The sequence below is a fragment of the uncultured Clostridium sp. genome, from assembly GCF_934754915.1.
Taxonomy (GTDB): Bacteria; Bacillota; Clostridia; order Clostridiales; family Clostridiaceae; genus Clostridium.
The window spans coordinates 1-24,448 of record NZ_CAKVKB010000034.1 but is presented as its reverse complement, the minus strand read 5'-3'; the positions used below and the strand labels follow the sequence as shown (position 1 = coordinate 24,448).

The window sequence follows — 24,448 nt, the reverse complement described above, 5'->3', positions numbered from 1 at the left end:
AATGTATGGTTATATCAGCACAAGTCTTATTAGATTCTAGCAATAATTCAACTCAGACAAAAAAAATTTCTAATGCATCATCGTTATCTAATACTGCTAACAATAAAACTACTAAAGAAGTCAGCAACATAGTTGATAGCAGCAGGTCAAATTCAAAAACATCCAATAAAAAGGAAGATTTTAAAAAAGTTTTGGATTCAAGTACAAAAGATTCAAACAGTAATCAAGCGAGCAGAGTCAAAAATGATAAACAGAATAATGTAGAAGAAAAGAAATCTACTGATGAAAATGTAAAAGAATTAAAAGATAAAATAGAAGAACTTAAAGAAAAAGTTGAAGAAAATCCAAAAGATGATAATGAAGTTAATGATATTCTTGAATCATTATTGAATGCTTTGAATGTTTTACTTGAACTAGATAATAAATCTAAGGTAAATAATGAAAATAGTATAGTAATTTCAGATGTCGCAGGAAATATTGCAGATGAATCACAGATGCTAAATGGCCAGACAACACTATTAGACCAATTATTAAATGTATTAAATTCTGAAGAATCAGGACAACAATTAGATTCTGAAACATTGAGTACACTAAAGGAATTTATGACGCAATTACAGACACAGGTTTCTGAAAATGACAAGGTTTCAGCTAAAACAAAAGATGGAATAAATGATATATTATCTAAACTTACTGATATGATTGATGAATCATCAAATGGAAAAGTATTAACACTTGAAGATATGCTTAAGAATAATACAAGTTATTCACAGGATCAGAATGATTCATTAGAAAACAACAATAATGGAAATAGTCAGACACTTAATAGCAATTCAGATGATTCAAAAGAAAATAAATTTTTAAAATCATTATTTGAAGATAAGAAGGATAATTCATTTGATAATAAAATTGGTATGTTTGCAGGAAGAACTCAGAATATAGTAGGACAGAACACAGTGCAAAGAGGTCTTACAATAAACAAGGCAACATTTACACAAGATTTAATACAAAATGTAAAGTATATGTCAACAAATGGATTAAAAGAATTAACAGTTAAGATTAATCCGGGAAATCTTGGGCAGGTTACAATAAATCTTATTCAAGAAGATGGGATTATGAAGGCTAATATAAAAGCTAATTCAAAGGAAACCACTGCATTGTTAGCTCAAAATTTAAATGAGATTAAGAAGCAGTTAGGAGAACAGAATATAAAGATATCTGAAGTCAATATTGAATTGTATCAAGAAGATACTACATTCTTTAGAGATGGAAATTTTGAAGGTGCGTTATCTCAGGAACAAAACAGAGAAAAAACAGCATCAACAAAAAATTCTGAAAATAATTCAATTATTGAAAATGAGGATGAATTATTAGAAAATGAAGCAAAAATAAATGCAACACTTGATTTTCTTGCATAGGAGGTTAAAAAATGGCAGTATCGGCAACTATGACAAATAATTATATAAAGCCAGCTGATGCTATAAAAAGATCTGAAGATTCAAAGAGAAGTGGAGCTGTTGATTATACCTCAAGGGGAACAGCAATAGTTAATTCCAATACAGAATTAGGACAGAATGCTTTTTTAAACATTCTTGTTGCAGAACTTAGTAATATGGACCCTACTCAAGATCAGGATTCTACAGCATATGTAACTCAGATGGCTGAATTTGCAAGTATAGAACAGCTTAATAATTTAAATACAACAATGCAGGATTTTGCTTATCAGCAAATGGTTGGACATGTTGGTATATTAAGTGAACTTGATGATAATGGAGATAATAAATTTGGATTGATAACTCAGGTGTTTAAAAGTGGAACAAAAACTTATGTTACTCTTCAGGATGTTTCAACAGGACAAAGTGGCACTTATGATATAAAGAAAGTAATAGGAACATCTGATTCAGGGTATACCACAGCAAATTATGAAACAGCATTAAATACTCATTTCTTGTCAGCATCATCCCTAGCGTCTGCTAATGAAGGAAAAGGGTCAAAAGCAGTAGTTGTAGAAACAGATAAAAAAGAGACACCTATAATGGATAAAGATGGTAATACAACAATTACAACAACAACAACTACTACTGCAAAGAAATGTATAATAAAAGGTGCTTACTTAGATAAAGAAAAAAGTAAAGTTGTTGTTACAGTAGCATTTCTTGACGATAAGGGTAATGAAAGTAAAGAAACAAAAGATTATGATTACGCAGATATAGCAATAGCTGGTGAATTAACAGATGATGTAATGAATGAAACAGTAAAGAAATATACTCAAACAACAGTTACATCTAGAGATAAGAAAACTGGAAAGATAGTAGATAATCCTGTAGAAAAGACAGAAACAGATTCTGAATCATCAGAAAAAGCAGATGATAAAGGTTCAGATGACAAGTCTGTATCAGAAAAACAGGAAGGAACAGATTCAAATGTGGATAATGCAACTCAACAGGCAGCTGGTGATAAAACTTCTCAGTCACAAGAAGTAAAAGAAAAAGATATTGAGAAAGAAAATGAGACATTATCAAAAATAGCAGGAATGTAAATGAGTTATAGATTAATTAATGGACAAGCATATCCTGTAGGTAATTTCACACATATTGAAAATGTTCAAAATAATAAAAAAGTACAGTATACAAAAGATAATAAGAGCTTTAAAGATGTATTAAATGATGAAAAGAGTAAAAACGAAGATTTTACAGTATCAAAACATGCAGCACAAAGGCTGAATGAAATTAACTTTACAGAAGAGGATATGAATGAAATAAAAAGAGGCTTTCAGATTGCACAAGATAAGAATTCAAAAAATACTGTTATGATTTATAAAGATGTTGCACTTATTGCAAGTGTTGAAAATAAAACATTAATAACAGCAGTTGATAAAGAAAGAGCTAAAGATAATGTATTTACAAATGTGGATAGCGTAGTTATTCTATAGGCAGGACCAAAAGTAATTGACGATTGATAATGGATGATTGTGAGATTGAAAATTGCTGAAAGAGGATGCCTCAATCTGCGGAACGACAGAAGCAGATTAAAAAGATATATTAAATTATAAATTTGGAGGAATAGGGTATGTTAAGATGTATGTATTCTGGAATAAGTGGAATGAAGGTTAATCAACAAAAATTAGATGTAATAGGTAATAATATTGCCAATGTAGGAACAACAGCTTTTAAGTCATCAAGAGCTGCATTTACAGATATGTTATATCAAAATGCAGGTACAGCATCTGCACCTACATCTAATAAGGGTGGTACTAATGCAAAGCAGGTAGGTCTTGGAGCAAAACTTGCAAGTATTGACAGAATTATGTCACAAGGTAATGCTTTGTCAACTGGAAGATCTCTTGATGCGTGTATTGATGGTGAAGGATTTTTTATAGTTGGAAATGGTATGATTAATTATGAAAATGGAGGAACAACATTAGACGCTGACATGGGAATTAGCGGAGGAGATATGTCTATAAATTATACTAGAGATGGTAATTTTCAATTGGATTATGAAGGTAATTTAGTAACAGCTGATGGATATAGAGTTATGGGTTATCTTTTAACTGCTAAAACTTATGATAAGGATGGAAATGAAATTACAGATGGAGTGCCAGAATCAGCAGCTGCAAGTATTGATAAAGATGGAGTAGCACAATATGTAGATGCAGATGGTGTTGTTAAAGCAGCTAGCAATTCTATATTGCAACCTTTAAGAATACCTGATACAGTACATGTTCCAGAATATACTACTACAGATAAGGCAGGTAATCAAACTACAGTTGCAGCAAGTGATCAAAAAGTACAATCATTTACTATTGGAAAAGATGGTATGATTATAGCAACTTTAGCAAATGGAAAGAAAAGTGCACTTGGACAAATAGCAATGGCATCATTTAAAAATCCAGCAGGATTAACTGCAAAAGGAGGAAATTTATATGAAGTTTCCCCAAACTCAGGAGAAGCACTTGTTAGGACTCCAATAAATGTTGATAAAGATGAAAAAGGTGATCCAATACAAGATCAAAATTTAGATAACAGTAAAGGTTTTGGTGATGTAATTCAAAGTTGTCTTGAAGCATCTAATGTAGATTTAACAGAACAATTCACTGATATGATTACAGCAACAAGAAGTTTCCAAGCTGCATCTAAGATGATTACAACTGGTGATGAAATACTTCAAACAATTACAGGATTAATGAGATAACATAAAAATTTAGTATTATAAGCAAGGGAAATGTGCACTAATACTGTCAAGTGTTAGTGCTAACCCTGCTAATATCAATATTATTATTTTTGTAAAAATAGTAATATTTTAGATAAAATATTGATTACAATTAATAATGGACAATGTATAATTAATATTGACAGGAAAGTAATAAATTTGAATTCAATTGACCATTAACAATGAAATCTTTATAATAACTTTTGGTTATTATTTAGTTTTGTTGTTAGAATTTACCGAAATACTTTTAAGAAGTATTTATAGAAAATTTTTATGATTTAAGTAAATTGAAAATTGCAAACTGTCAGTTATAAGTGTACACTGTTCATTGTTCAAATTGATAATGGTAAAAGGGGGAATAAAGATGATTGATTTAACTGCTATGAATAATAAGGAATTTGTGCTTAATGCTGATCATATTGAAAAAATAGAATGTGTACCAGAAACATTGATTACTTTAACTAATGGCAAAAAATATATAGTATTAGAAACAGTGGAAGAAGTAAAGGATAGAGTTCTTAAATATAAAAATAAAATCTTTACATACAAAATATAGGAGGCATTTAAAATGAAAAAAAATGATATGTTAACTGCCATAGGACTTTTATTAGGTGTAGGTATGATGTTTTATGGTATGGCAAGTGGAGGATTAAGTGAGATGCATCTTTTCTGGGACGCACCTTCAGTAGCGATAACATTAGGGGGATCATTATCAGCTGTAATGATAGTTACACCAATGTCAGACTTTAAGAAGATTGGAAAACTTCTTGTACAAGCATTTAAGGAACCAACTTCGTCTAGTATTGAAACTATTGCAAAGTTTAGTGAATTATCTAGAAAAGCCAGAAAAGAAGGACTTTTATCATTAGAAGATGCAATAAATAATTTAGAAGATGCATTTTTAAAAAAGGGACTTCAAATGGTTGTCGATGGTATAGAACCAGAATCAATAAGAGAAATTCTTGAACTTGAAATAGCAGGTATGGAAACAAGACATAGTAATGGATCTAATATTTTTAAAGTATGGGGTGCATTTGCTCCAGCTTTTGGTATGCTTGGTACTCTTATTGGACTTATACAGATGCTTGGTAATTTATCAGATGCTTCTACTATAGCTTCTGGTATGGGTAAAGCTCTTATTACAACTTACTATGGCTCCTTAATAGCCAATCTTATTGGATCACCAATAGCTCAGAACTTAGGAGTAAAAAGTGCTTATGAAGTAAACATGAGAGAAATGATGGTTGAAGGTATACTTGCAATTCAATCAGGTGTAAATCCTAGAATTGTTGAAGATAAGCTTATATCATACTTATCACCAGCAGAAAGAGAAGAATATAACAAAACTCATGGAGAAAATGGGGGAGTAAGTGAAGGAGTGGCTTAGTATATGGCAAGAAAAAAGAAATCATCTGATGGTGGAATAACTGGTGATGAATGGTTAGGAACATATTCTGACTGTGTCACATTACTTTTAACATTCTTTGTACTGTTGTATTCTATGTCAACAGTTGATGCTCAAAAAGTACAGGCAATTTCTCAGGCTTTTTCAGTAATGACTGGAAAATCAGCGGATAGTATACTACAATATGATATGTACCAAGGAAGCCAACCTGTTCTTGGTGGTGAATCAAAAGTTGAAGATATGATAGAACAAAGTGAAAATATGGACAATAAAACAATGTATGAAGAAATAAAGGAATATGTTGAAGCAAATCAACTTCAAAGTACTATTGAAGTTGCACAGGATAAAAATGGAGTAGTTCTTCAATTAAGAGATAATATATTATTTGATTCTGGAAAAGCCAATCTTACAGGTGGAAGTAAAGAAATATTGAACAAGATTAATACATTAATTTCTACTATACCTAATCCTATACAAGTTGAGGGGCATACAGATAATGTACCAATAAGCAATTCAGATTATCAGGATAACCTTGAATTGTCTTCAGCCAGGGCTGCAAGTGTAGTGAGGTATTTTACACAGGAAAAAGGCCAGCCAGCAGCAAGATTTTCAGCAGTTGGATGTGGAGAATCAAGGCCTAAGGTAGAAAATACAACTGAAGAGAATAAGGCACAGAATAGAAGGGTTAATATATTAATTGAATCAGACATGGATAATGAGGAGTGATAATAATGGCTAAAAAGGATAAAAAAGATAAAGGTGAGGTTAAGGAAAAAAGCGGAAAAGGAATGATGGTTGTTTTATTTGTTCTAGGATTAATCGTATTAGGTGCAGCAACTTTTGGTGGAGTATATGTATTTATGAAAACTAATAAAACAGTATCAGCTCAACAAGTTGTTATTGAACAGACATATGTTGATTTAGATGAGTTCACTGTAAACTTAGCAGATGAGAATGGAAAAAGGTTCTTAAAGTGTGAGATTTCAATAGGATATGATAAAGATAATAAAAAAGTTGCAGAAGAAATTACTAATAACACTGTAGTAATAAGAGATACAATTATATTTTACTTTAAAAGTAAGAAAGCTGAATTTATAAATGATCAAAATAATAAAGATCAAATTAAAAATGAATTAATTGAAGCAATAAATAAGGAATTACAAAAAGGAAAAATAACAGACATAAGATTTAAAAATATGATAGTTCAATAAGGATAGAATATGGAATTTGAATTTTTTACAATGTTTATGCAGCTGCTTATAGCATTAGGTATAACTCTTGGAATTATATTTTTAAGTTATAAGATATTAGGAACAAAAGTTGAACGTATAAATAATAATAAATATGTTAAAGTTATCGAAAGAACTCAGATATCAAAAGACAGTGCGATTTTGATAGTAAGGATAGGAAAAAAAGGAGCTGTTATTATAAGCTCGGGAAATAATGCTGAAAAAATATCTGAGTTGTCTGAAGATGAAATAAAAGAAATAGAAGAAAATAAAAAGAAATCAAATCAGGAAATTATAGATGGATATAATAAATTTATTTCTATATCTAAAAACAATGTTTCTAAGATATTAGAGAATATAAGATCAAAGGAAGAGAAACATGACAAATAAGAAAAAAGTATTATTTGTGTCTCTTGCAGCATTTTGTTTTATGATGTTTTTCACCATAAGAGCATATGCTGCTCCAGGCACAGCAGATATACCACAAGTTAATATTTCTTTTGGAGATGGAACTCAAAGTCCACAGAATTATGTCTCAAATGTGAAGATATTAATATTTTTTACAATATTATCACTACTTCCATCAATAGTAATAATGGTGACAAGTTTTACTCGAATAGTTGTTGTTTTTTCATTTCTAAAGACAGCAATTGGAATAACACAGTCAATTCCAAGTCAGATATTGACTGGACTTGCTATATTTCTTACACTATTTATAATGCAGCCTGTGTATAGTCAGATGAATACAAATGGTATTCAGCCTTATCTTGAAAACAAGATAACACAGGAACAAGCAGTGGAGGAGATTTCAAAGCCATTAAAAGAATTTATGTCTAAGCAGACAAGACAGGAAGATTTAGAACTTTTCTTAGATGTTAGTAATGCTGACAAGGAAAGTATAAATGAAGCTAAAGATATACCATTAACAGCTTTAGTTCCTGCATTTTCTATAAGTGAATTAAGAAGGGCATTTGAAATAGGATTTTTGATATTCCTTCCATTCTTGGTTATAGATATGGTAGTTGCAAGTGTGTTAATGTCTATGGGTATGTTCATGCTTCCTCCTACATCAGTGGCAATACCATTTAAACTTATATTATTTGTAATGGTAAATGGATGGCATATACTGGTTGAAAGTCTGATAAAAAGTTTTATGTGAGGTGTTTAAGTATGAGCGAATTAATGATGAATACAGCTATAAAAGATACAATTATAACAGCAATAAAAGTTGGAGCTCCAATGCTTATTGTTGTTTTAGTAATAGGACTTGCTATAAGTATTCTTCAAGCAACAACACAGATTCAGGAACAAACACTCACATTTGTTCCTAAATTAATAGCGACTGCTGTTATTGGATTGCTGTTAGGAAATTGGATGCTTCACACAATAATTGATTTTTCAATGAGAATATTTGATATGATTGCAACAATATCATCTTAAGGAGGTAAGCTTTTTTGGTTGATGCTGCTTACTTTTTAGGACTTTTTTTAATTTTTTTAAGGGTGAGTTCATATTTTATATCTACAAGGATATTTTTTCCAAATGGAATGCCAGCAATGTTTAAAACTGCTTTTTCTATGATTATGGCTTATGGACTTATATCAGGAGTTGATTATAATGCTGCATTGAATATAGAAAGTAACTATATGATTGTTTTCTATATTGTAAGCGAAATAATTACTGGAGCAATATTGGGGAGTATAACAAACCTTGTATTTCAAGCGGCTAAAATGGCTGGTTCTTGGATAGATATTCATGCAGGATTTTCCATGGTTACAATATTAGACCCATCAACACAAACGTCAACAACCCTTATAGGAAATTTATTTTATTCAGTATCTCTTGTATTCTTTTTTATAATTGATGGACAAAAGTTACTTGTAAAAACCATATATGAGAGTTTGAGTATAGTACCATTAGGAAAGACAATAGTTTATCAAGAAACTGTTATGGGAGTTGCTGAAACTATTGTTGATTTTTTTACACTTGGTGTAAAAATAGCGATTCCTATAGTATTAATAATAGTAATGGTAGATGTTTGTCTTGGGTTAATTACTAGAACAGTACCTACAATACCAATAATGATTTTTGGTATGCCTATTAAGAATGTATTAGGATTTGTTACTTTTATAATAATAATGCCAGTTATGCTAAAAATTATTGGAGAAGCTATATATGAACTTCCAGATATTTTTAATAAAATATTTAATCTTATACCGATAGTTCCCATGGCATTAATATTTGCTGATGATGATAAGACAGAAGAAGCAACTCCAAAGAAAAAATCTGATGCTAGAAAAAAAGGACAGGTTGCCAAGAGTAAAGAAGTAGGTGTTGCAGTAACAATGCTTATTTGTACATTGGCTATTTCTGTTTTTTGGGAGGGAATTGAAAATGTCTTTAAAGAAATGATAATTTATTTTCTTCAATTACCTTATTTGGAACAGTTCGATAAATTATCACTATCATATATATGCATAACAATAATTGTTAAGTCAGCTGGAGCAATTTTACCAATAGCATTGTCAATAATGCTTGGAGGTATTGTTGCAAATATAATGCAGGTTGGATTTTTGTTTACAAAGGAACCGTTGAAACCATCTTTAAAAAAAATAAATCCTATATCAGGCTTAAAAAGTATGTTTTCTAAAAGAAATGTTGTGGATTTATTTAAAAATATAATAGTTATAACTATTATAACTATTATAGTATATAATTATATATCGTCAAATTATAAGAAAATAATTTCTATGTCAAGTATATATATTCCAACTCTTGGTGTTGAAGTAAAAAGCCTTGTTATTGGAATTTTTAAAAAAATATGTTTGTTACTTGTTATAATTGCTGCTAGTGATTATTTTATTAAATTGAAAATGCATCAAAAGGGATTAAAGATGACTAAACAGGAAGTAAAAGATGAATACAAGCAGATGGAAGGAGATCCTCAGATAAAAGGAAAAATCAAGCAGAAGCAGAGAGAAATGAGCAGAATGAGAATGATGCAGTCAGTTTCAGATGCAACTGTTGTAATAACTAACCCTACTCATCTTGCTGTAGCTTTAAAATATGAAGAAGGCGGAGAAATGGAAGCACCTACAGTAATAGCTAAAGGTGCTGATTATCTAGCTTTAAGGATAAAATCAATTGCAAAGGAAAACGAAGTACCAATTGTAGAAAATAAACTTCTTGCAAGAATGATGTATGATGAGGTTGAAGTGGATGATCAGATACCTCCTGATTTATATCAAGCAGTAGCAGAAATACTTGCTGTAGTTATGAAAATAAAAAAATAGAAAAAATTTGATTTTTTTTATATAATAATAGAAGAAGATTATAAATTAATATAACAAATAAAAGATGAACAATTATTTGTTATTGAAATGAAAAGGGATGTGTGAATTTTGTTAGGAGAAAAGAGGCTGGATATAAAAAGCAATTTAGATGTAATTATAGCATTTGGTGTTATTGGAATTGTATTGATGATTATTGTTCCTCTGCCAAAGATGATGCTTGATTTACTATTGGCCTTAAATATAACTTTATCAATAGTTATACTTCTTATTACTATGTTTACAACCAGTGTATTGCAGCTTTCAGTGTTTCCTTCATTATTGCTTGTAACTACACTGTTCAGGTTGGGTCTTAATATATCTTCAACAAGACTTATTTTAACAGAAGCTAATGCAGGAACAATAGTTTCAGCTTTTGGTAATTTTGTTATTCGTGGTAACTATGTTGTTGGTATAATTATATTCTTGATTATAGTTGTAATACAATTTATGGTTATTACAAGTGGTTCTGGAAGAGTTTCAGAAGTATCTGCAAGATTTACACTTGATGCTATGCCAGGTAAACAGATGAGTATTGATGCAGATTTGAATTCAGGTATGATTGATGAGACTATGGCTAGAAAAAGAAGAGCGGATCTTCAAGCAGAAGCTGACTTTTATGGAGCTATGGATGGTGCTTCTAAGTTTGTAAAAGGAGATGCAATTGCAGGTCTTATAATAACTGCTATAAATATAATCGGTGGTATTATAATTGGTGTTGTATTTAATGGAATGGATGCAGCAACAGCAGCTCAGACATATACAAGGCTCACAATTGGTGATGGACTTGTAAGTCAGGTGCCTGCATTACTTATTTCGACAGCATCAGGTATACTTGTAACACGTTCAGGAAATAGTGATAATTTTGGTGATACTATTTCAAGACAGTTAACAGCATTTCCAGTTGCAACAGGGGTAGCAAGTGCAGTTATGCTTTTTGTTGGAATAATACCTAATATGCCTAAAATACCATTTTTTATTGCATCAGCATTGATGGGAGTATTGACATATTTTATTTATAAAGAAGAAACTTCTAAACAGGTTGAAGAAGTTGTAAGTGAAGAAGAAGAAATAATGCAACAGGAAAGAAAAGAACCAGAAAATGTAATGAATTTGATTTCTGTTGAATCAATGGAAGTTGAAATAGGATATGGTTTGATTCCTCTTGCAGATGAAAGCTCTGGAGGAGATCTTTTACAGAGAATTGCATCTGTCAGAAGACAATGTGCAATTGAAATGGGTATTGTGGTTCAGCCTATAAGAATAAGAGATAACTTACAGCTTAAGACAAACGAATATGTAATTAAAATTAGAGGAACTAAAATAGTATCTTCTGAATTAATGCCTAATATGTTATTATGTATGGATCCAATTGGTGAAAATTCAGATATACTAGGAATTAAAACTATTGAACCTACTTTTGGACTTCCAGCAGTATGGATTAATAAAGATCAGAGAGAAGATGCAGAAATTAAGGGACTAACTGTAGTTGACCCAACAACAGTTATGGTAACTCATTTGACAGAGACAATTAAGGCACATTCTTATGAATTGCTTGGAAGACAGGAAGTTAAGCTTATTGTTGATAATGCTAAAGAAAAATACAGCGCAGTTGTTGAAGAACTTATACCAGATTTATTGACTATTGGTGAATTACAGAAAGTATTACAGAATCTTTTGAAAGAAAGAGTTCCAATAAAGGATATTGTAACTATAATGGAATCATTAGCTGATAATTCTAAAAATACGAGAGATATTGAAGTGTTGACTGAATATGTTAGATTTGCATTAGCAAGAACTATCTGTAATCAGATTACAGATGAAAATGGAACAATAAATGTTATAACATTAGATCCAAATATAGAAGATATAGTAGCAAATAACATTCAAAAATCAGTTCAGGGATCATTCCCAACAGTAGATCCAGATACAACTACTAAAATACTTGGAGCTATAAAGGACACTGTAGAAAGTGTATATTTCTATAACAATCAGCCAGTAATATTAGTTTCTCCTAATATAAGAGCTGTATTTAGAAAACTTATAGAAATGGTATTCCCTCAAATAATGGTAATTTCTTTAAATGAAGTTCCAAATGATGTCCAAATTAATAGTGAAGGAGTTGTAAGGATATAGATGATCATAAAGAAATACATAGTTAAGAATGCTAATGATGCTATGGAGAAAATAAGATATGAACTTGGCAAAGATGCTATTATAATAAGTCAGAGAAAAGTAAGAAAACCTGGTTTTTTTGGATTATTTTCTGGGAAATTAATAGAAGTTACTGCTGCAATTGAAAGCAGTGCAAAAGAAGACAAATCTGTAGAAAGTAATTTTACAGAAAGTAAACCTAAAGAAATTATACAAAATAGAAATGTTTTAAATGAAGAAGATGAATTCAAAAAATCTATTGAAAGTATAAAAAGACTTATGGAAACTGAAATTTCAGCGGTGCAGCCTTTAGAAAGATCATCTTCTCAATTAGATAATATGATACAGAAGCATAATGCTAATGTTGAAAAAGAAAGAAAGAATTTATCAACAGATTCAGTTATAGATGATAGTAATGAAGAGATGTTTATAAAAAATAATGGCCATATGCATATAAATGGTGAAAAATCAGAAGAACAGATTAGTGTGGAAAATATTCAGAAAGAAGTTGAAGAATTAAAAGAGCTAATCAATAAAACAATGAAAAATAATTTAGGTGAAAATCAGGAAACACAGAATTTAGAAGAAAAAGAAATAGCTGAAAAAGAAAAAAAGGATTCTGAAGAACTTATAAAAAAATTGAAAGATATAGATATAGATGAACAATTTTATGATGATATTATAAAACTGTCATCGGAGTATAAAGATGATGATTTAAATGAAAATGAAATATTAAGGGATATATTTGAAAGAGATATACTTGTTACTAATAAAGAACTTAAGGGAAAAGTTGTATTAGTTGGTCCTACAGGAGTGGGAAAGACAACTACAATTGCAAAACTTGCAGGAAGAATTGCTCTTATTGAGAAGAAAAAAGTTGGATTAATCACTATTGATACGTATAGAATTGGAGCGGTTGAACAGCTTAAAACATATGCAGAAATAATGAATATACCTTTTAAAGTTGTTATTACAATAAAAGAGATGGAAGATGCAATTGAATCTATGAAAGAGTGTGATATCATTCTTATAGATACAACTGGAAGAAGTAGTAAAAATACTATGCAAATTTCAGAATTAAGGGCATTTGTACAAAAAGCAGAGCCAGATTATATAGGAATGGTTATAAGTGCAACAACTAAGAACAAAGACATACCAAGTATATTAAAAGGATATTCAGAACTTGGATATGGAAGCGTTATAATAACAAAGCTTGATGAGACAACATCTTATGGATCTATATATAATATAGCAAGAAGTTCAAATAAACCAATAAGTTTTATAACAACTGGTCAAAATGTTCCGGATGATATAAGAGTATCCACAAAAGAAGAACTTACACGATTTATTTTAGGGGAGGAAACTCTATGTTAGATCAAGCACAAGCATTGAGGAACTTAGCTGATAATGATAAAAGTGAGAATAAAAAAAAATCAAAAATAATTACTGTTACATCTGGAAAAGGTGGAGTAGGAAAAAGTAATTTTGTTGTGAATCTTGCAATTGCGTTACAGCAGAATGGAAAAAAAGTTCTAATCTTTGATGCAGATATTGGAATGGGAAATGATGATGTGCTTATGGGTTTATATCCTAAGCATAATATATTTGACATTATATTTACGGATTTAACAATAAGAGATATAATTATAGAAGGAGCTGGAGGAGTAAGTCTTATTCCTGCGGGTTCAGGACTTAATAAAGTACAGGAATTGACAAAAGAAGAGAGAAATACTTTTTTTAGAAAATTGTCTGAACTTGATGAATTTGATTATATACTTATGGATACTGGAGCTGGAGTAAACAAGGATATACTATCATTTATTGCAGCATCAGAAGATCTGATAATAATAACCACTCCGGAACCTACATCACTTACTGATGCATATAGTCTTATAAAAGCAGCCGATCATTTTAAACTTAAGGATAATGCAAAAGTTGTAATAAATAAAGTATTTTCACCTAACGAAGGACTTGAAACTTTTAATAAGTTTGATAGAGCAGTAAAAAAATTTTTACAAATAAAGATTGAGTATTTTGGATACATACTTGATGATAAAAAACTTGCACAAAGTGTACGTGCTCAGAAACCATTTATGATTTTATATCCAAATTGTGATGCATCAAGAAATATAGAAAATATTGCACTTACAATTATGGGAGAAAGTCCAGATAAAGCAAATGGAGTACAAGGAGTATTTAAAAAATTATTTAATTTATTTTCATAGGAGGAACTTTTTAATGGATAATTTTGAACTAGGCATAAATGAGAGACTGGAAGTTGTTTCAAATAATAAAAGTTATAAGTGCCTTATAATAGATTTAGATGATGAATGGATAAAAATAAACGTACCTATTTGTGAAGGAGAATATCTTACCTTTTACACAGGTGATATTATAGAAGCTAATGCGTATTTAGGAGATGGAAAGTGTTATAGCTTTAAATCAAAAGTATTATCAAAAGGAAAAGAAGGAAATATACCATATTATAAATTGTCACCAGCATTTGATGTGAAAAAAATACAGAGAAGAGATTATTTTAGGGTTGGAATTTTAAATGTTGCTAAATATAAAAATATAACTGGTTTAGATAATGAAGATACTGATGATATTCCATACTTAGATGCAGTAATGGTTGATTTGAGTGGCAGTGGTGTAAGACTTAGAATTCAAGAAAAAGTAAAGATGAATGATGTATTGTTTATAAAGATGAATATTAAAGATTCAGATATTGTGGTTAAGGGACGAGTTGTCAGAATAGAACATGATGAAGAAAATCAGATTTTATGTGGAATTAAATTCTTGAATATTTCTCAGGTACAGATAGATAAAATAATTGAAGAATTATTTGAAATTATGAGAAAACAAAGAGCGTTATCATAGTGATAAAAAGTAAGAGTGTATAAGAGGATTAAAAAAATGGGAGGTAATTTTTTATCATGAATACAGTGAGTCAGGTAGATGGAAGAGAACAAATAATACAAGAATATATTCCATTAGTAAAATATATTGCCTCTAGAGTTATGTTTGGAAAAAATAAATACATGGAATATGAAGATTTGGTAAGCTATGGAATGATAGGCCTTATTGATGCAATAAATAAATTTGATAATAGTAAGGGAATGAAATTTTCATCATATGCGTCTATAAGAATAAAAGGTGCTATGATTGATGAACTGAGAAAAAACAGACCTATATCTAAAGGCGCTATGGACAAGCTAAACAAATATAATAAAGCAATAGAGGAGTTGCAGGGAAAATTATTAAGAGAACCTACTAATGCGGAGATTTCTAAACATTTAGGAATTTCTATGAGTGATGTGGCTGAAATAGAGAATTATATAAATTATATATCTATGGTCTCGCTTGAAAATGTTATTTTTTCTGATGATGATGATGTAAATCTCATGGGAATAATAGAAGATAAAAATAGTCCAAGTCCCGATTCATATTTGGAAGATAAGGAAAAAGTCGAGATATTGGCACAGGCTATTGAACTTTTAAAAGAAAAAGATAGAATGATTTTAAATTTATATTATTATGAAGGATTAACATTAAAAGAAATTGGAAAGGTTTTGGATGTATCTGAATCACGAGTGTGTCAATTACATAGCAGGGCTATTCGAAATTTAAGAGGATGTATGAAGCAGCTTCATTATATGGATTAGCCAAGTTTGGAGGTATTTAATGCCAGTTATATTGATAATAATAGGAATTATTTTAATAGTGTTTAGTTATGTTTCTATTAAAAAGGAAAATTCATCTTTTGAAATAAGGGCTATGGATGAATTAAGAAAATCAGATAAATCTTTTGGAAGAGTACTTGAAAAAAGTACAGAAGATTTGAATGATTATAAAATAGAACTTGGAATGTTTAGAAGAAATGTTGCTGAGAGTATTACTGAATTACAGGAACAAATATTTGAAATAAAAAAACATCTAAATATGTTAAAGGATGAAGAGATATTATACGAAGATAATAGAGAAGATGTAATTAAAAATAAAGAAAATATTAATGATGGTGTAATATCAGAAATTAATTTTAACAGCAGGCGACATACTGCTAGTACAGATAGGTATAATAAAATATCAGACAGCAAAAAAACTGAAGGAATAAAAGAACTTTTAAAGCAGGGAATGACTGTAGAAGAAGTATGTAAGCAATTGTCTGTAAGCAAGGGGGAAGTATTATTAGTTCAGGATTTATTCAAAAAATAAAGGCTAAAGTAACTTTCTTTATGGATAAAAGAATTCTATTAGGAATTGGAATTGGATTGATTTTAGGTGTTATCTGTATGCTTGGACATGAAGGTGCAATTGCTTTATCTGATAGTCAGGTTGAAAGCAGAGCAAGAGAAATGGGCATGATATATAAAAGTGAGCAGAAAACCATATTTAACGGGGAGGAGAGTAAGTAAATTATGATAAGAGGATTTTATAATTCAGTATCAGGATTGATATCTCTACAAAATGAAGAGGAAACCATAACAAATAATATAAGTAATGTCAACAATAATGGATATAAAAAGCGTTTAATGACTAAACAGAGTTTTGATGATGTTATGATTTCAAACAGACAGAAACTTGTCGGGGATAAATATGTTAGAAATAATATAGGTACTATGAATTTAGGTGTAAAGATTTCAGATGTTGAAACAGTATTTACACAAGGTTCATTTAAAGCAACAGATAAGAAGACTGATTTTGCTATTGATGGAAGAGGCTTTTTTATGGCTCGAAATGCAAATGGCCAGGAAGTATATACTAGAGATGGTAACTTTAAGGTAAGCAATCAAGGTTATCTTATAACTAATGATGGATGTGAAGTGTTAGGTGTTAATAATACTACAGGTGCTACAGAACCAATTTATGTAGGAAATATGAATTTTACACTTGAAGATGGAAACAATTTGAATTTAGAGGGAGTAGGAGCTACTCACAGATTAGCTACAGTAGACTTTAATAATGATGATTATAAAACATTAGAGCCATTAGGAGATAATTATATAACAACAGCTAATCCTATATATAATGCAAGGGTAGATGTTGTACAAAATGTTCTTGAATCTTCAAATGTTGATTCAACAGAAGAAATGATTAAACTTATGCAAGTAAAAAGACAATTTGAAACTAATCAAAAATTTGTAAAAATGGAAGACGAAACAGTACAAAAAGCAGTATCGGAAATAGGTAGGGTTTAAAATAGGAGTAGTGATGATTTATGTTTAATGTATTCGCAACAGGAAAGAGTGGGTTAACAGCATATCAGGAAAAGATGGACCATCTTGCAAATGATATGGTTAATAGTACAACAACAGGATATAAAACTTCTGATGTTGAATTTAAGGATTTACTTACTGAGTCGTTAGATAGAAAAGGTAATCCGTTAGGAAATAAAGATGCAGTAAATGGAACTGGTGTAAGAATAGGAATAAACTATGCAGATAATAAGCAGGGAAATTTGCTGAATACAGGATTAAACACTGATTTAGCTATTGATGGTAAAGGATATTTTGCACTTCAAAATACAGATGGAAACATATACTATACTAGAGATGGAAACTTTAAGATAGACAGTAATGGTACATTGGTTACGGCAACAGGAGTAAAAGTTTATGTTGAATATGAACCAGGATTTACAGAAGGTGATCCTCAATTGGAAAGTGACAATATATCTATAGATAATCAAGGCGGAATATCTATGAATATAGACGGACAATCTGTTTTGGTTGGAACTATACCTGTATTTACAGCAATAGGAGATAAAAGTTTTATTCCAAAAGGAAATAATATGTTTATTGCCAGTGATGATGCTCAAGTTACAATGAGTAACGATTTTGATATAAGACAAGGCTATTTGGAAGCTTCTAATGTAGATGCAGCAGAAGTATTTTCGGATGTGATTTTAACTCAGAGAGCATTTCAATTAAGTTCAAAAGCTATAACAACTGCAGATGATATTTGGAGTATGATAAATAATATGAGATAATAATTATATAGAAGGAACTGTCGCATTAAAAAAATTAGTTACTATATACAGTATATTAATCAAGTTGCTTGATGCTATATATGGTATGATTTAATTTTTGTGCGACAGTTTCTTTTTTATTTAAAATTTAAATTTAATAGAGTAATTGGCAATTAGAAATTGATATATTATTGTGATAACTCTAACAAAGATGTATGAATTTGTATATGCTTACTGTTTTGAAATTATGATAGTACATCTTATTTTTTAAATATTATAATCTTGAATAATAATTAAAGAAATGTTACAAAGAGTTCATAATCTATTGAATTGGATTATGTGGAATTTTAACTTTACAATAGAAGGTAATACAAGTACAATAAATATTGTATGAATTATGTAATATGTAAAATTAAATTTAAGGAGGAACCATTGTGGAAAATGTAGTTTATGTAACTGGACATAAGAACCCGGATTCAGATTCTATTTGTGCAGCATATGGATATGCAGCCTTAAAGAATAAGATTAGTGATCTTCCAGCAGTACCAGTAAGATTAGGAAATGTAAATAGAGAAACTCAATTTATTTTAGATTATTTTAATGTTGAGGCACCAAGACTTTTAGAAACAGTTAAATTGAAAGTTGAAGATTTAGATATAGATACAATAGCATCAATAAAACCAAGTCTTTCAGTGAGAAATGCATGGTATTTAATGAGAGATAATCATATTAAATCTTTACCAGTTGTTGATGAAAATGAAAGATTAATAGGTATTGTTTCTATTTCAACTTTAACATCATTATATATGGATATTGAAGGAAATGATATCTTAGCCAAAAGCAAGACTCCAATAGAAAATATAATTGAAACTCTTAATGCTACAGCTTTATACATAAATGAAGATTGTAAGACATTTGATGGTAAAATTACAGTAACAGCTATGTTGCCTCATAGTTTAAGAGAAATAGTTGAAGAAGGCGACATTGCTATTGTTGGGGACAGAGCAGATGTTCAACAGGATTTAATTGATATTAAGACATCATTAATTATAGTAACAGGTTCTCATGTATTAAGCAGTGAATTATTAGAAGAAGCTAAAAAGAAAGGAATTACAGTTATAAGTACACCTTATGATTCATTTACAGCTTCAAGATTATTAATTCAAAGTGTGCCAGTAGAATATGTTATGGCTACTGAAAATTTAATTTCATTCTCTAAGGATGAATTAGTTGAAGATATTAAAGATGTTATGGCTGAGACAAGATATAACAGTTATCCTGTAACTAATGATGAAGGAAAAGTTATCGGAACAGTTTCAAGATATCATTTGATTTCAAATCATAAGAAGAAAGTAATTCAAGTTGATCATAATGAAAGAGGTCAATCTGTTGATGGGTTAGATGAAGCAGAGGTTCTTGAAATAATCGATCACCATAGAGTTGCTGATATTCAAACAAGCAATCCTATATATTTTAGAAATGAACCAATAGGAAGTGCTTCGAGTATCGTAGCTAAATGTTATTTTGAAAAAGGAATAACTCCAGCAAAAGAAGTGGCAGGTTTATTATGTGGAGCAATAATTTCAGACACATTATTGTTCAAGAGTCCTACATGTACAGAACAGGATAAGGAAATCTGTACTAAGCTTTCTGAAATTGCAGGAATAGCAAACCTTGAAGAATTTGGTAAGGAAATGCTTAAAGCAGGTACATCATTAAAGGGAAAAACTGTATCAGAAATATTCTATCAGGATTTCAAACCATTCCATATGGGTGAAAAGACAGTAGGTGTAGCACAAGTTAACACTATGGATATTGATGGATTTATGCCATTAAAAGACGAAATGCTTGGATTCATGACTTCAGAAGCTGAATCTAAGGGATATGATGTAGTTATGTTATTATTAACTGATATATTAACAGAAGGTTCACAAGTTTTAGTAGCTGGTTCAAGACCTGAATATGTTGAAAAGACATTCAATGTTGAATTAAAGGATTCAATGGCATTCTTACCAGGAGTATTATCAAGAAAGAAACAAGTAGTACCACCTTTAACTGCTGTTGTTAATTCTATGAAATAATATATATTTTAAACAAAAAACTATCCTATGAAGTTTTGATTTTTGTTGTATAATATGCATTTAAAATGTATTGAATATATAGCAGAAACAATCCTTGAATGGATAGTTTTTAATTTTCTCCTTATTTTTCATATATCAAACGTGAATAACTTTTATTATGAAAAATATATATAGTATATAGAGTTCTATATAAGGAGGAAAAGATGTGATACAGGAAAAAGAAGTTACCAAAGGTCTTACATCAAAAGAAGCAGAAAAGCGTATTGAGAAATTTGGTCTTAATGAATTGGAACATAAAAGTAAGACATCAGCAATAAAAATATTTATATCACAATTTAATGATTTTATGGTATGGGTGCTTATTGCAGCTACTATTATATCTGGGATAATTGGTGATAAAGCCGATGCTGTAACTATTCTTATAATAGTAATAATAAATGCTATATTAGGTTTTGTTCAAGAATTTAGGACAGAAAAATCACTAGAGGCACTTAAGGAACTTGCTGCTCCAACGTGTAAGGTTTTAAGGGATTCAACCATAAAAATAATAAATTCTATTTATCTTACAATTGGAGATATTGTAATTCTTGAAGCTGGAGACAGGATTCCAGCAGATGGATTTTTTATTGAAAGTTCTGGGATAGTAGTTGATGAATCACTTTTGACAGGAGAATCAGTAGGGGTAAATAAGGATGCTTTGAATAAAAATACTAATAGTGGATTTATGGGAACTACAATTGTAAAAGGTAAAGGGATTTTTAAGGTGAATTCCATTGGAATGAAAACTGAAATGGGTAAAATCGCTGATCTTATCCAAAATATTGATGAAGAAAAATCACCTTTAAATATTAAACTTGAATCTCTTGGAAAAGTACTTGTAATACTATGTCTTATAATATGTGCAGCAGTTACTGTAATGGGAATAATAAGGGGAAATGATATTACTGAAATGTTCCTTCTTGGCGTAAGTCTTGCAGTAGCAGCTATTCCTGAAGGACTTGCTGCAATTGTTACAGTAGCCCTTGCGTTAGGTGTATCTAGAATGCTTAAGAGAAATGCACTTATAAGAAAACTTCCAGCAGTTGAAACACTTGGATGTACATCTGTAATATGTTCTGATAAGACAGGAACACTTACTCAAAATAAAATGACAGTTAAGGAAGTTTATATAAATGGCAGAATATATGAACTTGATAAAGAAAAATTAGATGAATGTATTAAATTAAAAAAGTCACTGGTTTATTGTAATGACTGTAATTATGATTTTAATAAGAGTAAGATGAATGAAGTGCTTCATGGAGATCCTACAGAAACAGCACTTATAAATATGTTTTTTGATGATTCTAAGAAACTTAAGGAGTTTGTTGATAAATCTGAAAGGTTATTTGATATACCATTTGATTCTACAAGGAAAATGATGTCTGTAATAGTAAAGGAAGATGGAAATAATACATGTTATGTAAAAGGTGCTCCAGAAAGAGTGATGGATAAATGTGATTATATTTTAGAGAATAATAAAGTTAAACCTTTTACGTATCAAAAGAAGAAGCAGGTTGAAGAATTTATTACAGCTATGTCCTCAAGAGCATTGAGATGTATTGCAGCTGCATATAAGGAAGAAAATCTGAACAAAAATAATAGTATTGAGGAACATTTGATATTTATTGGGGTTGCTGGAAGTATAGATCCGCCTAGAGATGAAGCACGCGATTCAGTATTAAAATGTAAACTTGCAGGCATAAAACCAGTAATGATTACTGGAGACCATCAAAATACAGCTCTTGCAATAGCAAAGTCATTAAGCATATGCAATAGTGAGGATCAAGTAATGACAGGAAGTGAAATAGAACAAATAAGTGACGAGCAGTTAGAAAAGAAAGTCAACAAAATAAGAGTGTTTGCAAGGGTTTCACCAAGTCATAAGTTAAGAATTGTACGAGCATTTAAAAAAAATGGAAATATTGTTGCAATGACTGGAGATGGTGTGAATGATGCACCAGCAATAAAAGAAGCCGATATTGGTGTTGCTATGGGGATATCTGGAACAGATGTAACAAAAGAAGCCTCATCTATGATTCTTATGGATGATAATTTTTCAACCATAGTTGCAGCTGTTGAAGAAGGAAGAATAATATATGATAATATAAGAAAATTCATAAGATATTTATTGTCATGTAATTTAGGGGAAGTTCTTACAATGTTTCTTGCTACTGTATTTTATCTGCCCAATCCATTGAGTCCTATTCAGATATTACTTGTAAATTTGGCAACAGATGGTCTTCCAGCAATTGCGCTTGGCGTTGATCCAGCTGATAATGATATTATGAGACAGCAGCCAAGAGAAAAGAATGAAAGTATTTTTGCAAGAGGTCTTGTAGAAAAGATACTTGTGAGAGGTTCATTGATAGGTTTATGTACACTTTTGTCATTTATGGTTGGAAGATATTATAGAATGAATCTGGATACATGTAGAACACTGGCATTATGTACACTTGTAATGTCACAGCTTATTCATGTATTTGAATGTAGATCTGAGAGACACTCAATATTTGAAATCAAATTATTTACTAATCCATATCTTGTAGGGGCTGTTGCAATTTCAGTGATTTTGATATGTATGGTTTTATATATACCATTTTTACAGGGAGTATTCCATACAGTTCCATTGTCGTTAAATCAATGGCTTATAGTGACATTTTTCTCTGGAATAATTGCATTTATAAACAGTGTGTATTTATTTATAAAATCTAAATAGCGTAAGGTTGTTAATAGATTATTTAATTGATAGTGGACTATTAACAATAAATGGTGAAATTTTTATAGAATTTCTTTGATAAATTATTGTTCCCATAATGGATTGTTATAAACAGTATGATATTAGACAATTCATTATGGGAAAATTAAAAAATAGAATCAATTTACATTTTAAATTGAAATTATCTTCTCATCATATTATTTGCCTGTTGGCGTGTTTTTCTTAACTGGCTATGATCTACAGGTATTAAGTCTTTTTTAGTTGTAAGGTTAAGAAGATTCATTATTTGAACTTCTTGAGAGTTTTCCTTCTTGTTATCCTTTTCACCATTAACTCCCATGACGATTACTTTGTGACCTTGTTTAACATTTATGAATTCAGGTTTTTTAAACCATCTATTCTTTTTATACCAGCACTTTACAACTTTACGTCCTATTTCTGGCTTTATTATCAATTCAACCATAATTCTTTTTAGTATAAAATAATCTTTTTCAACTATTTTTACAGATAAAATAGTTCCAGATACACTTGTTATTCTGTCACCATATTTCTGCATATAAGCATCTTGAAAATAACTGCCGAATTTACCAGTTAATTTATCTCTAAGACCCATATTAATTACTCCTTTGCAATAATAAAATCAATAATAATGTTATTATATCACAGGTTTTTTAATATTGGAAATTTAGAATGGGTTTTAATTAAAATAAAAATTACAAAATATTTACTAGTAATATTTAACGTATTATAATTATAAAAGAATTGTAACATAAAAAAATGGTAGAAGGGTGAGTAGTATTGATGAAAAAAGAAGAGTTTAATCAACAGCAAGAGACAGATGAACAAAAGAAATCGATGCAAAAAAATGAAATGGATTCAATTAAAGAGTCTGTTAAGATGGTAAGTGATGCTGTAATTTTACTAAATACTAAAATACAAAGTATCAATAATACAAATTCAAAAGATATTAGAGAAATTATTAATGTTGTTAATGAATTTACAGAATACCAAGACAATAAAATTAAAAATTATGATTCAAATTTCAAATCAATGAAAGGAAAAATAAATTCTTTTAATAATGTGGCTAGAGATATGCTCGCAAAATTAGAGGAAACTTGTGATAAGTTAGAAAAAGGGAAGTTTAAAGAAATTTCACAAGAAACAGAAAAATATGCTAAATTACTTAAAGATAAATTTAATAAAGTAGATTTGGATTTGAATAAGTTTGAAGAAATTAATTCAATAATAAAAAAGATACAAGAAGATTCAGAAAAATTAGATGAATTTAATTTAAATGAAAAAATTAAAGAATTAATTTATGGTA

Annotated in this window: 25 protein-coding genes; 24 read left to right on the top strand and 1 reads right to left on the bottom strand. The window is 29.9% G+C overall.

What is annotated here, in order from left to right:
- The first annotated feature begins 5 nt into the window (after nucleotides 1-5).
- The 23 genes from Q0F58_RS07625 (at nucleotide 6) to Q0F58_RS07515 (ending at nucleotide 23,124) form a co-directional block, all read left to right on the top strand.
- Nucleotides 6-1,415 carry a flagellar hook-length control protein FliK gene (locus Q0F58_RS07625; protein WP_294374542.1) on the top strand — a complete coding sequence of 470 codons (1,410 nt, stop codon included), beginning with the start codon at nucleotides 6-8 and terminating at the stop codon, nucleotides 1,413-1,415.
- 11 nt (nucleotides 1,416-1,426) lie between these two features.
- Nucleotides 1,427-2,536, top strand: coding sequence for a flagellar hook capping FlgD N-terminal domain-containing protein (locus Q0F58_RS07620; RefSeq protein ID WP_294374540.1), 1,110 nt, complete (start codon nucleotides 1,427-1,429; stop codon nucleotides 2,534-2,536).
- Nucleotides 2,537-2,929 carry a TIGR02530 family flagellar biosynthesis protein gene (locus tag Q0F58_RS07615; RefSeq protein WP_294374538.1) on the top strand — a complete coding sequence of 131 codons (393 nt, stop codon included), beginning with the start codon at nucleotides 2,537-2,539 and terminating at the stop codon, nucleotides 2,927-2,929.
- A 137-nt stretch (nucleotides 2,930-3,066) separates the two neighbouring features.
- Nucleotides 3,067-4,188 (top strand): flagellar hook protein FlgE, encoded by a 1,122-nt coding sequence (locus Q0F58_RS07610; RefSeq protein ID WP_294374535.1) that lies wholly within the window; start codon nucleotides 3,067-3,069, stop codon nucleotides 4,186-4,188.
- A gap of 382 nt (nucleotides 4,189-4,570) precedes the next feature.
- On the top strand, nucleotides 4,571-4,762 hold the full coding sequence (locus tag Q0F58_RS07605) for a flagellar FlbD family protein (protein ID WP_294374532.1): 192 nt from the start codon (nucleotides 4,571-4,573) through the stop codon (nucleotides 4,760-4,762).
- Nucleotides 4,763-4,774: 12 nt separating this feature from the next.
- The gene (locus Q0F58_RS07600; protein WP_294374530.1) at nucleotides 4,775-5,593 is read left to right on the top strand and encodes a motility protein A; all 819 of its coding nucleotides are present in this window, start codon (nucleotides 4,775-4,777) and stop codon (nucleotides 5,591-5,593) included.
- A 3-nt stretch (nucleotides 5,594-5,596) separates the two neighbouring features.
- The gene (locus Q0F58_RS07595; protein ID WP_294374528.1) at nucleotides 5,597-6,337 is read left to right on the top strand and encodes a flagellar motor protein MotB; all 741 of its coding nucleotides are present in this window, start codon (nucleotides 5,597-5,599) and stop codon (nucleotides 6,335-6,337) included.
- 5 nt (nucleotides 6,338-6,342) lie between these two features.
- Complete coding sequence (gene fliL / locus Q0F58_RS07590) at nucleotides 6,343-6,822, top strand: flagellar basal body-associated protein FliL (protein WP_294374526.1); 480 nt, start codon at nucleotides 6,343-6,345, stop codon at nucleotides 6,820-6,822.
- A gap of 9 nt (nucleotides 6,823-6,831) precedes the next feature.
- A complete protein-coding gene (locus Q0F58_RS07585; protein WP_294374523.1) occupies nucleotides 6,832-7,230 on the top strand; it encodes a flagellar biosynthetic protein FliO in 399 nt (132 codons plus the stop codon).
- Nucleotides 7,220-7,999 carry a flagellar type III secretion system pore protein FliP gene (gene fliP, locus Q0F58_RS07580; RefSeq protein WP_294374520.1) on the top strand — a complete coding sequence of 260 codons (780 nt, stop codon included), beginning with the start codon at nucleotides 7,220-7,222 and terminating at the stop codon, nucleotides 7,997-7,999. Before Q0F58_RS07585 ends, fliP begins: the two co-directional genes overlap by 11 nt.
- Nucleotides 8,000-8,010: 11 nt before the next feature.
- Nucleotides 8,011-8,280 carry a flagellar biosynthetic protein FliQ gene (locus Q0F58_RS07575; RefSeq protein ID WP_294374517.1) on the top strand — a complete coding sequence of 90 codons (270 nt, stop codon included), beginning with the start codon at nucleotides 8,011-8,013 and terminating at the stop codon, nucleotides 8,278-8,280.
- 14 nt (nucleotides 8,281-8,294) lie between these two features.
- Complete coding sequence (locus Q0F58_RS07570) at nucleotides 8,295-10,133, top strand: fused FliR family export protein/FlhB family type III secretion system protein (protein WP_294374515.1); 1,839 nt, start codon at nucleotides 8,295-8,297, stop codon at nucleotides 10,131-10,133.
- Nucleotides 10,134-10,238: 105 nt separating this feature from the next.
- A complete protein-coding gene (flhA, locus tag Q0F58_RS07565; protein WP_294374576.1) occupies nucleotides 10,239-12,305 on the top strand; it encodes a flagellar biosynthesis protein FlhA in 2,067 nt (688 codons plus the stop codon).
- A complete protein-coding gene (flhF, locus tag Q0F58_RS07560; protein ID WP_294374512.1) occupies nucleotides 12,306-13,697 on the top strand; it encodes a flagellar biosynthesis protein FlhF in 1,392 nt (463 codons plus the stop codon).
- On the top strand, nucleotides 13,691-14,548 hold the full coding sequence (locus Q0F58_RS07555; RefSeq protein WP_294374509.1) for a MinD/ParA family protein: 858 nt from the start codon (nucleotides 13,691-13,693) through the stop codon (nucleotides 14,546-14,548). Before flhF ends, Q0F58_RS07555 begins: the two co-directional genes overlap by 7 nt.
- A gap of 13 nt (nucleotides 14,549-14,561) precedes the next feature.
- Nucleotides 14,562-15,203: a flagellar brake protein gene (locus Q0F58_RS07550; RefSeq protein ID WP_294374506.1), complete on the top strand. Its 642-nt coding sequence runs from the start codon at nucleotides 14,562-14,564 to the stop codon at nucleotides 15,201-15,203.
- A gap of 56 nt (nucleotides 15,204-15,259) precedes the next feature.
- Entirely contained in the window at nucleotides 15,260-15,988 is a 729-nt protein-coding gene (locus Q0F58_RS07545; RefSeq protein ID WP_294374503.1) for a FliA/WhiG family RNA polymerase sigma factor, read from the top strand.
- Nucleotides 15,989-16,007: 19 nt separating this feature from the next.
- Nucleotides 16,008-16,538, top strand: coding sequence for a DUF6115 domain-containing protein (locus Q0F58_RS07540; protein WP_294374500.1), 531 nt, complete (start codon nucleotides 16,008-16,010; stop codon nucleotides 16,536-16,538).
- A gap of 20 nt (nucleotides 16,539-16,558) precedes the next feature.
- Nucleotides 16,559-16,738, top strand: coding sequence for a hypothetical protein (locus Q0F58_RS07535; protein WP_294374495.1), 180 nt, complete (start codon nucleotides 16,559-16,561; stop codon nucleotides 16,736-16,738).
- A gap of 3 nt (nucleotides 16,739-16,741) precedes the next feature.
- Nucleotides 16,742-17,521 carry a flagellar hook-basal body complex protein gene (locus Q0F58_RS07530; RefSeq protein ID WP_294374492.1) on the top strand — a complete coding sequence of 260 codons (780 nt, stop codon included), beginning with the start codon at nucleotides 16,742-16,744 and terminating at the stop codon, nucleotides 17,519-17,521.
- A 20-nt stretch (nucleotides 17,522-17,541) separates the two neighbouring features.
- A complete protein-coding gene (locus tag Q0F58_RS07525; RefSeq protein ID WP_294374489.1) occupies nucleotides 17,542-18,309 on the top strand; it encodes a flagellar hook-basal body complex protein in 768 nt (255 codons plus the stop codon).
- A 413-nt stretch (nucleotides 18,310-18,722) separates the two neighbouring features.
- Entirely contained in the window at nucleotides 18,723-20,369 is a 1,647-nt protein-coding gene (locus Q0F58_RS07520) for a putative manganese-dependent inorganic diphosphatase (RefSeq protein WP_294374486.1), read from the top strand.
- Nucleotides 20,370-20,574: 205 nt separating this feature from the next.
- Nucleotides 20,575-23,124, top strand: coding sequence for a calcium-translocating P-type ATPase, PMCA-type (locus tag Q0F58_RS07515; protein ID WP_294374485.1), 2,550 nt, complete (start codon nucleotides 20,575-20,577; stop codon nucleotides 23,122-23,124).
- Nucleotides 23,125-23,305: 181 nt separating this feature from the next.
- Here Q0F58_RS07515 and Q0F58_RS07510 read toward each other — a convergent pair whose 3' ends face one another.
- On the bottom strand, nucleotides 23,306-23,737 hold the full coding sequence (locus Q0F58_RS07510; RefSeq protein WP_294374483.1) for a hypothetical protein: 432 nt from the start codon (nucleotides 23,735-23,737) through the stop codon (nucleotides 23,306-23,308).
- Nucleotides 23,738-23,925: 188 nt separating this feature from the next.
- Between Q0F58_RS07510 and Q0F58_RS07505 the strand changes: the two genes are divergently transcribed.
- Nucleotides 23,926-24,448, top strand: a 523-nt coding sequence (locus Q0F58_RS07505; RefSeq protein WP_294374481.1) for a hypothetical protein, incomplete at its 3' end; no start/stop codon positions are given.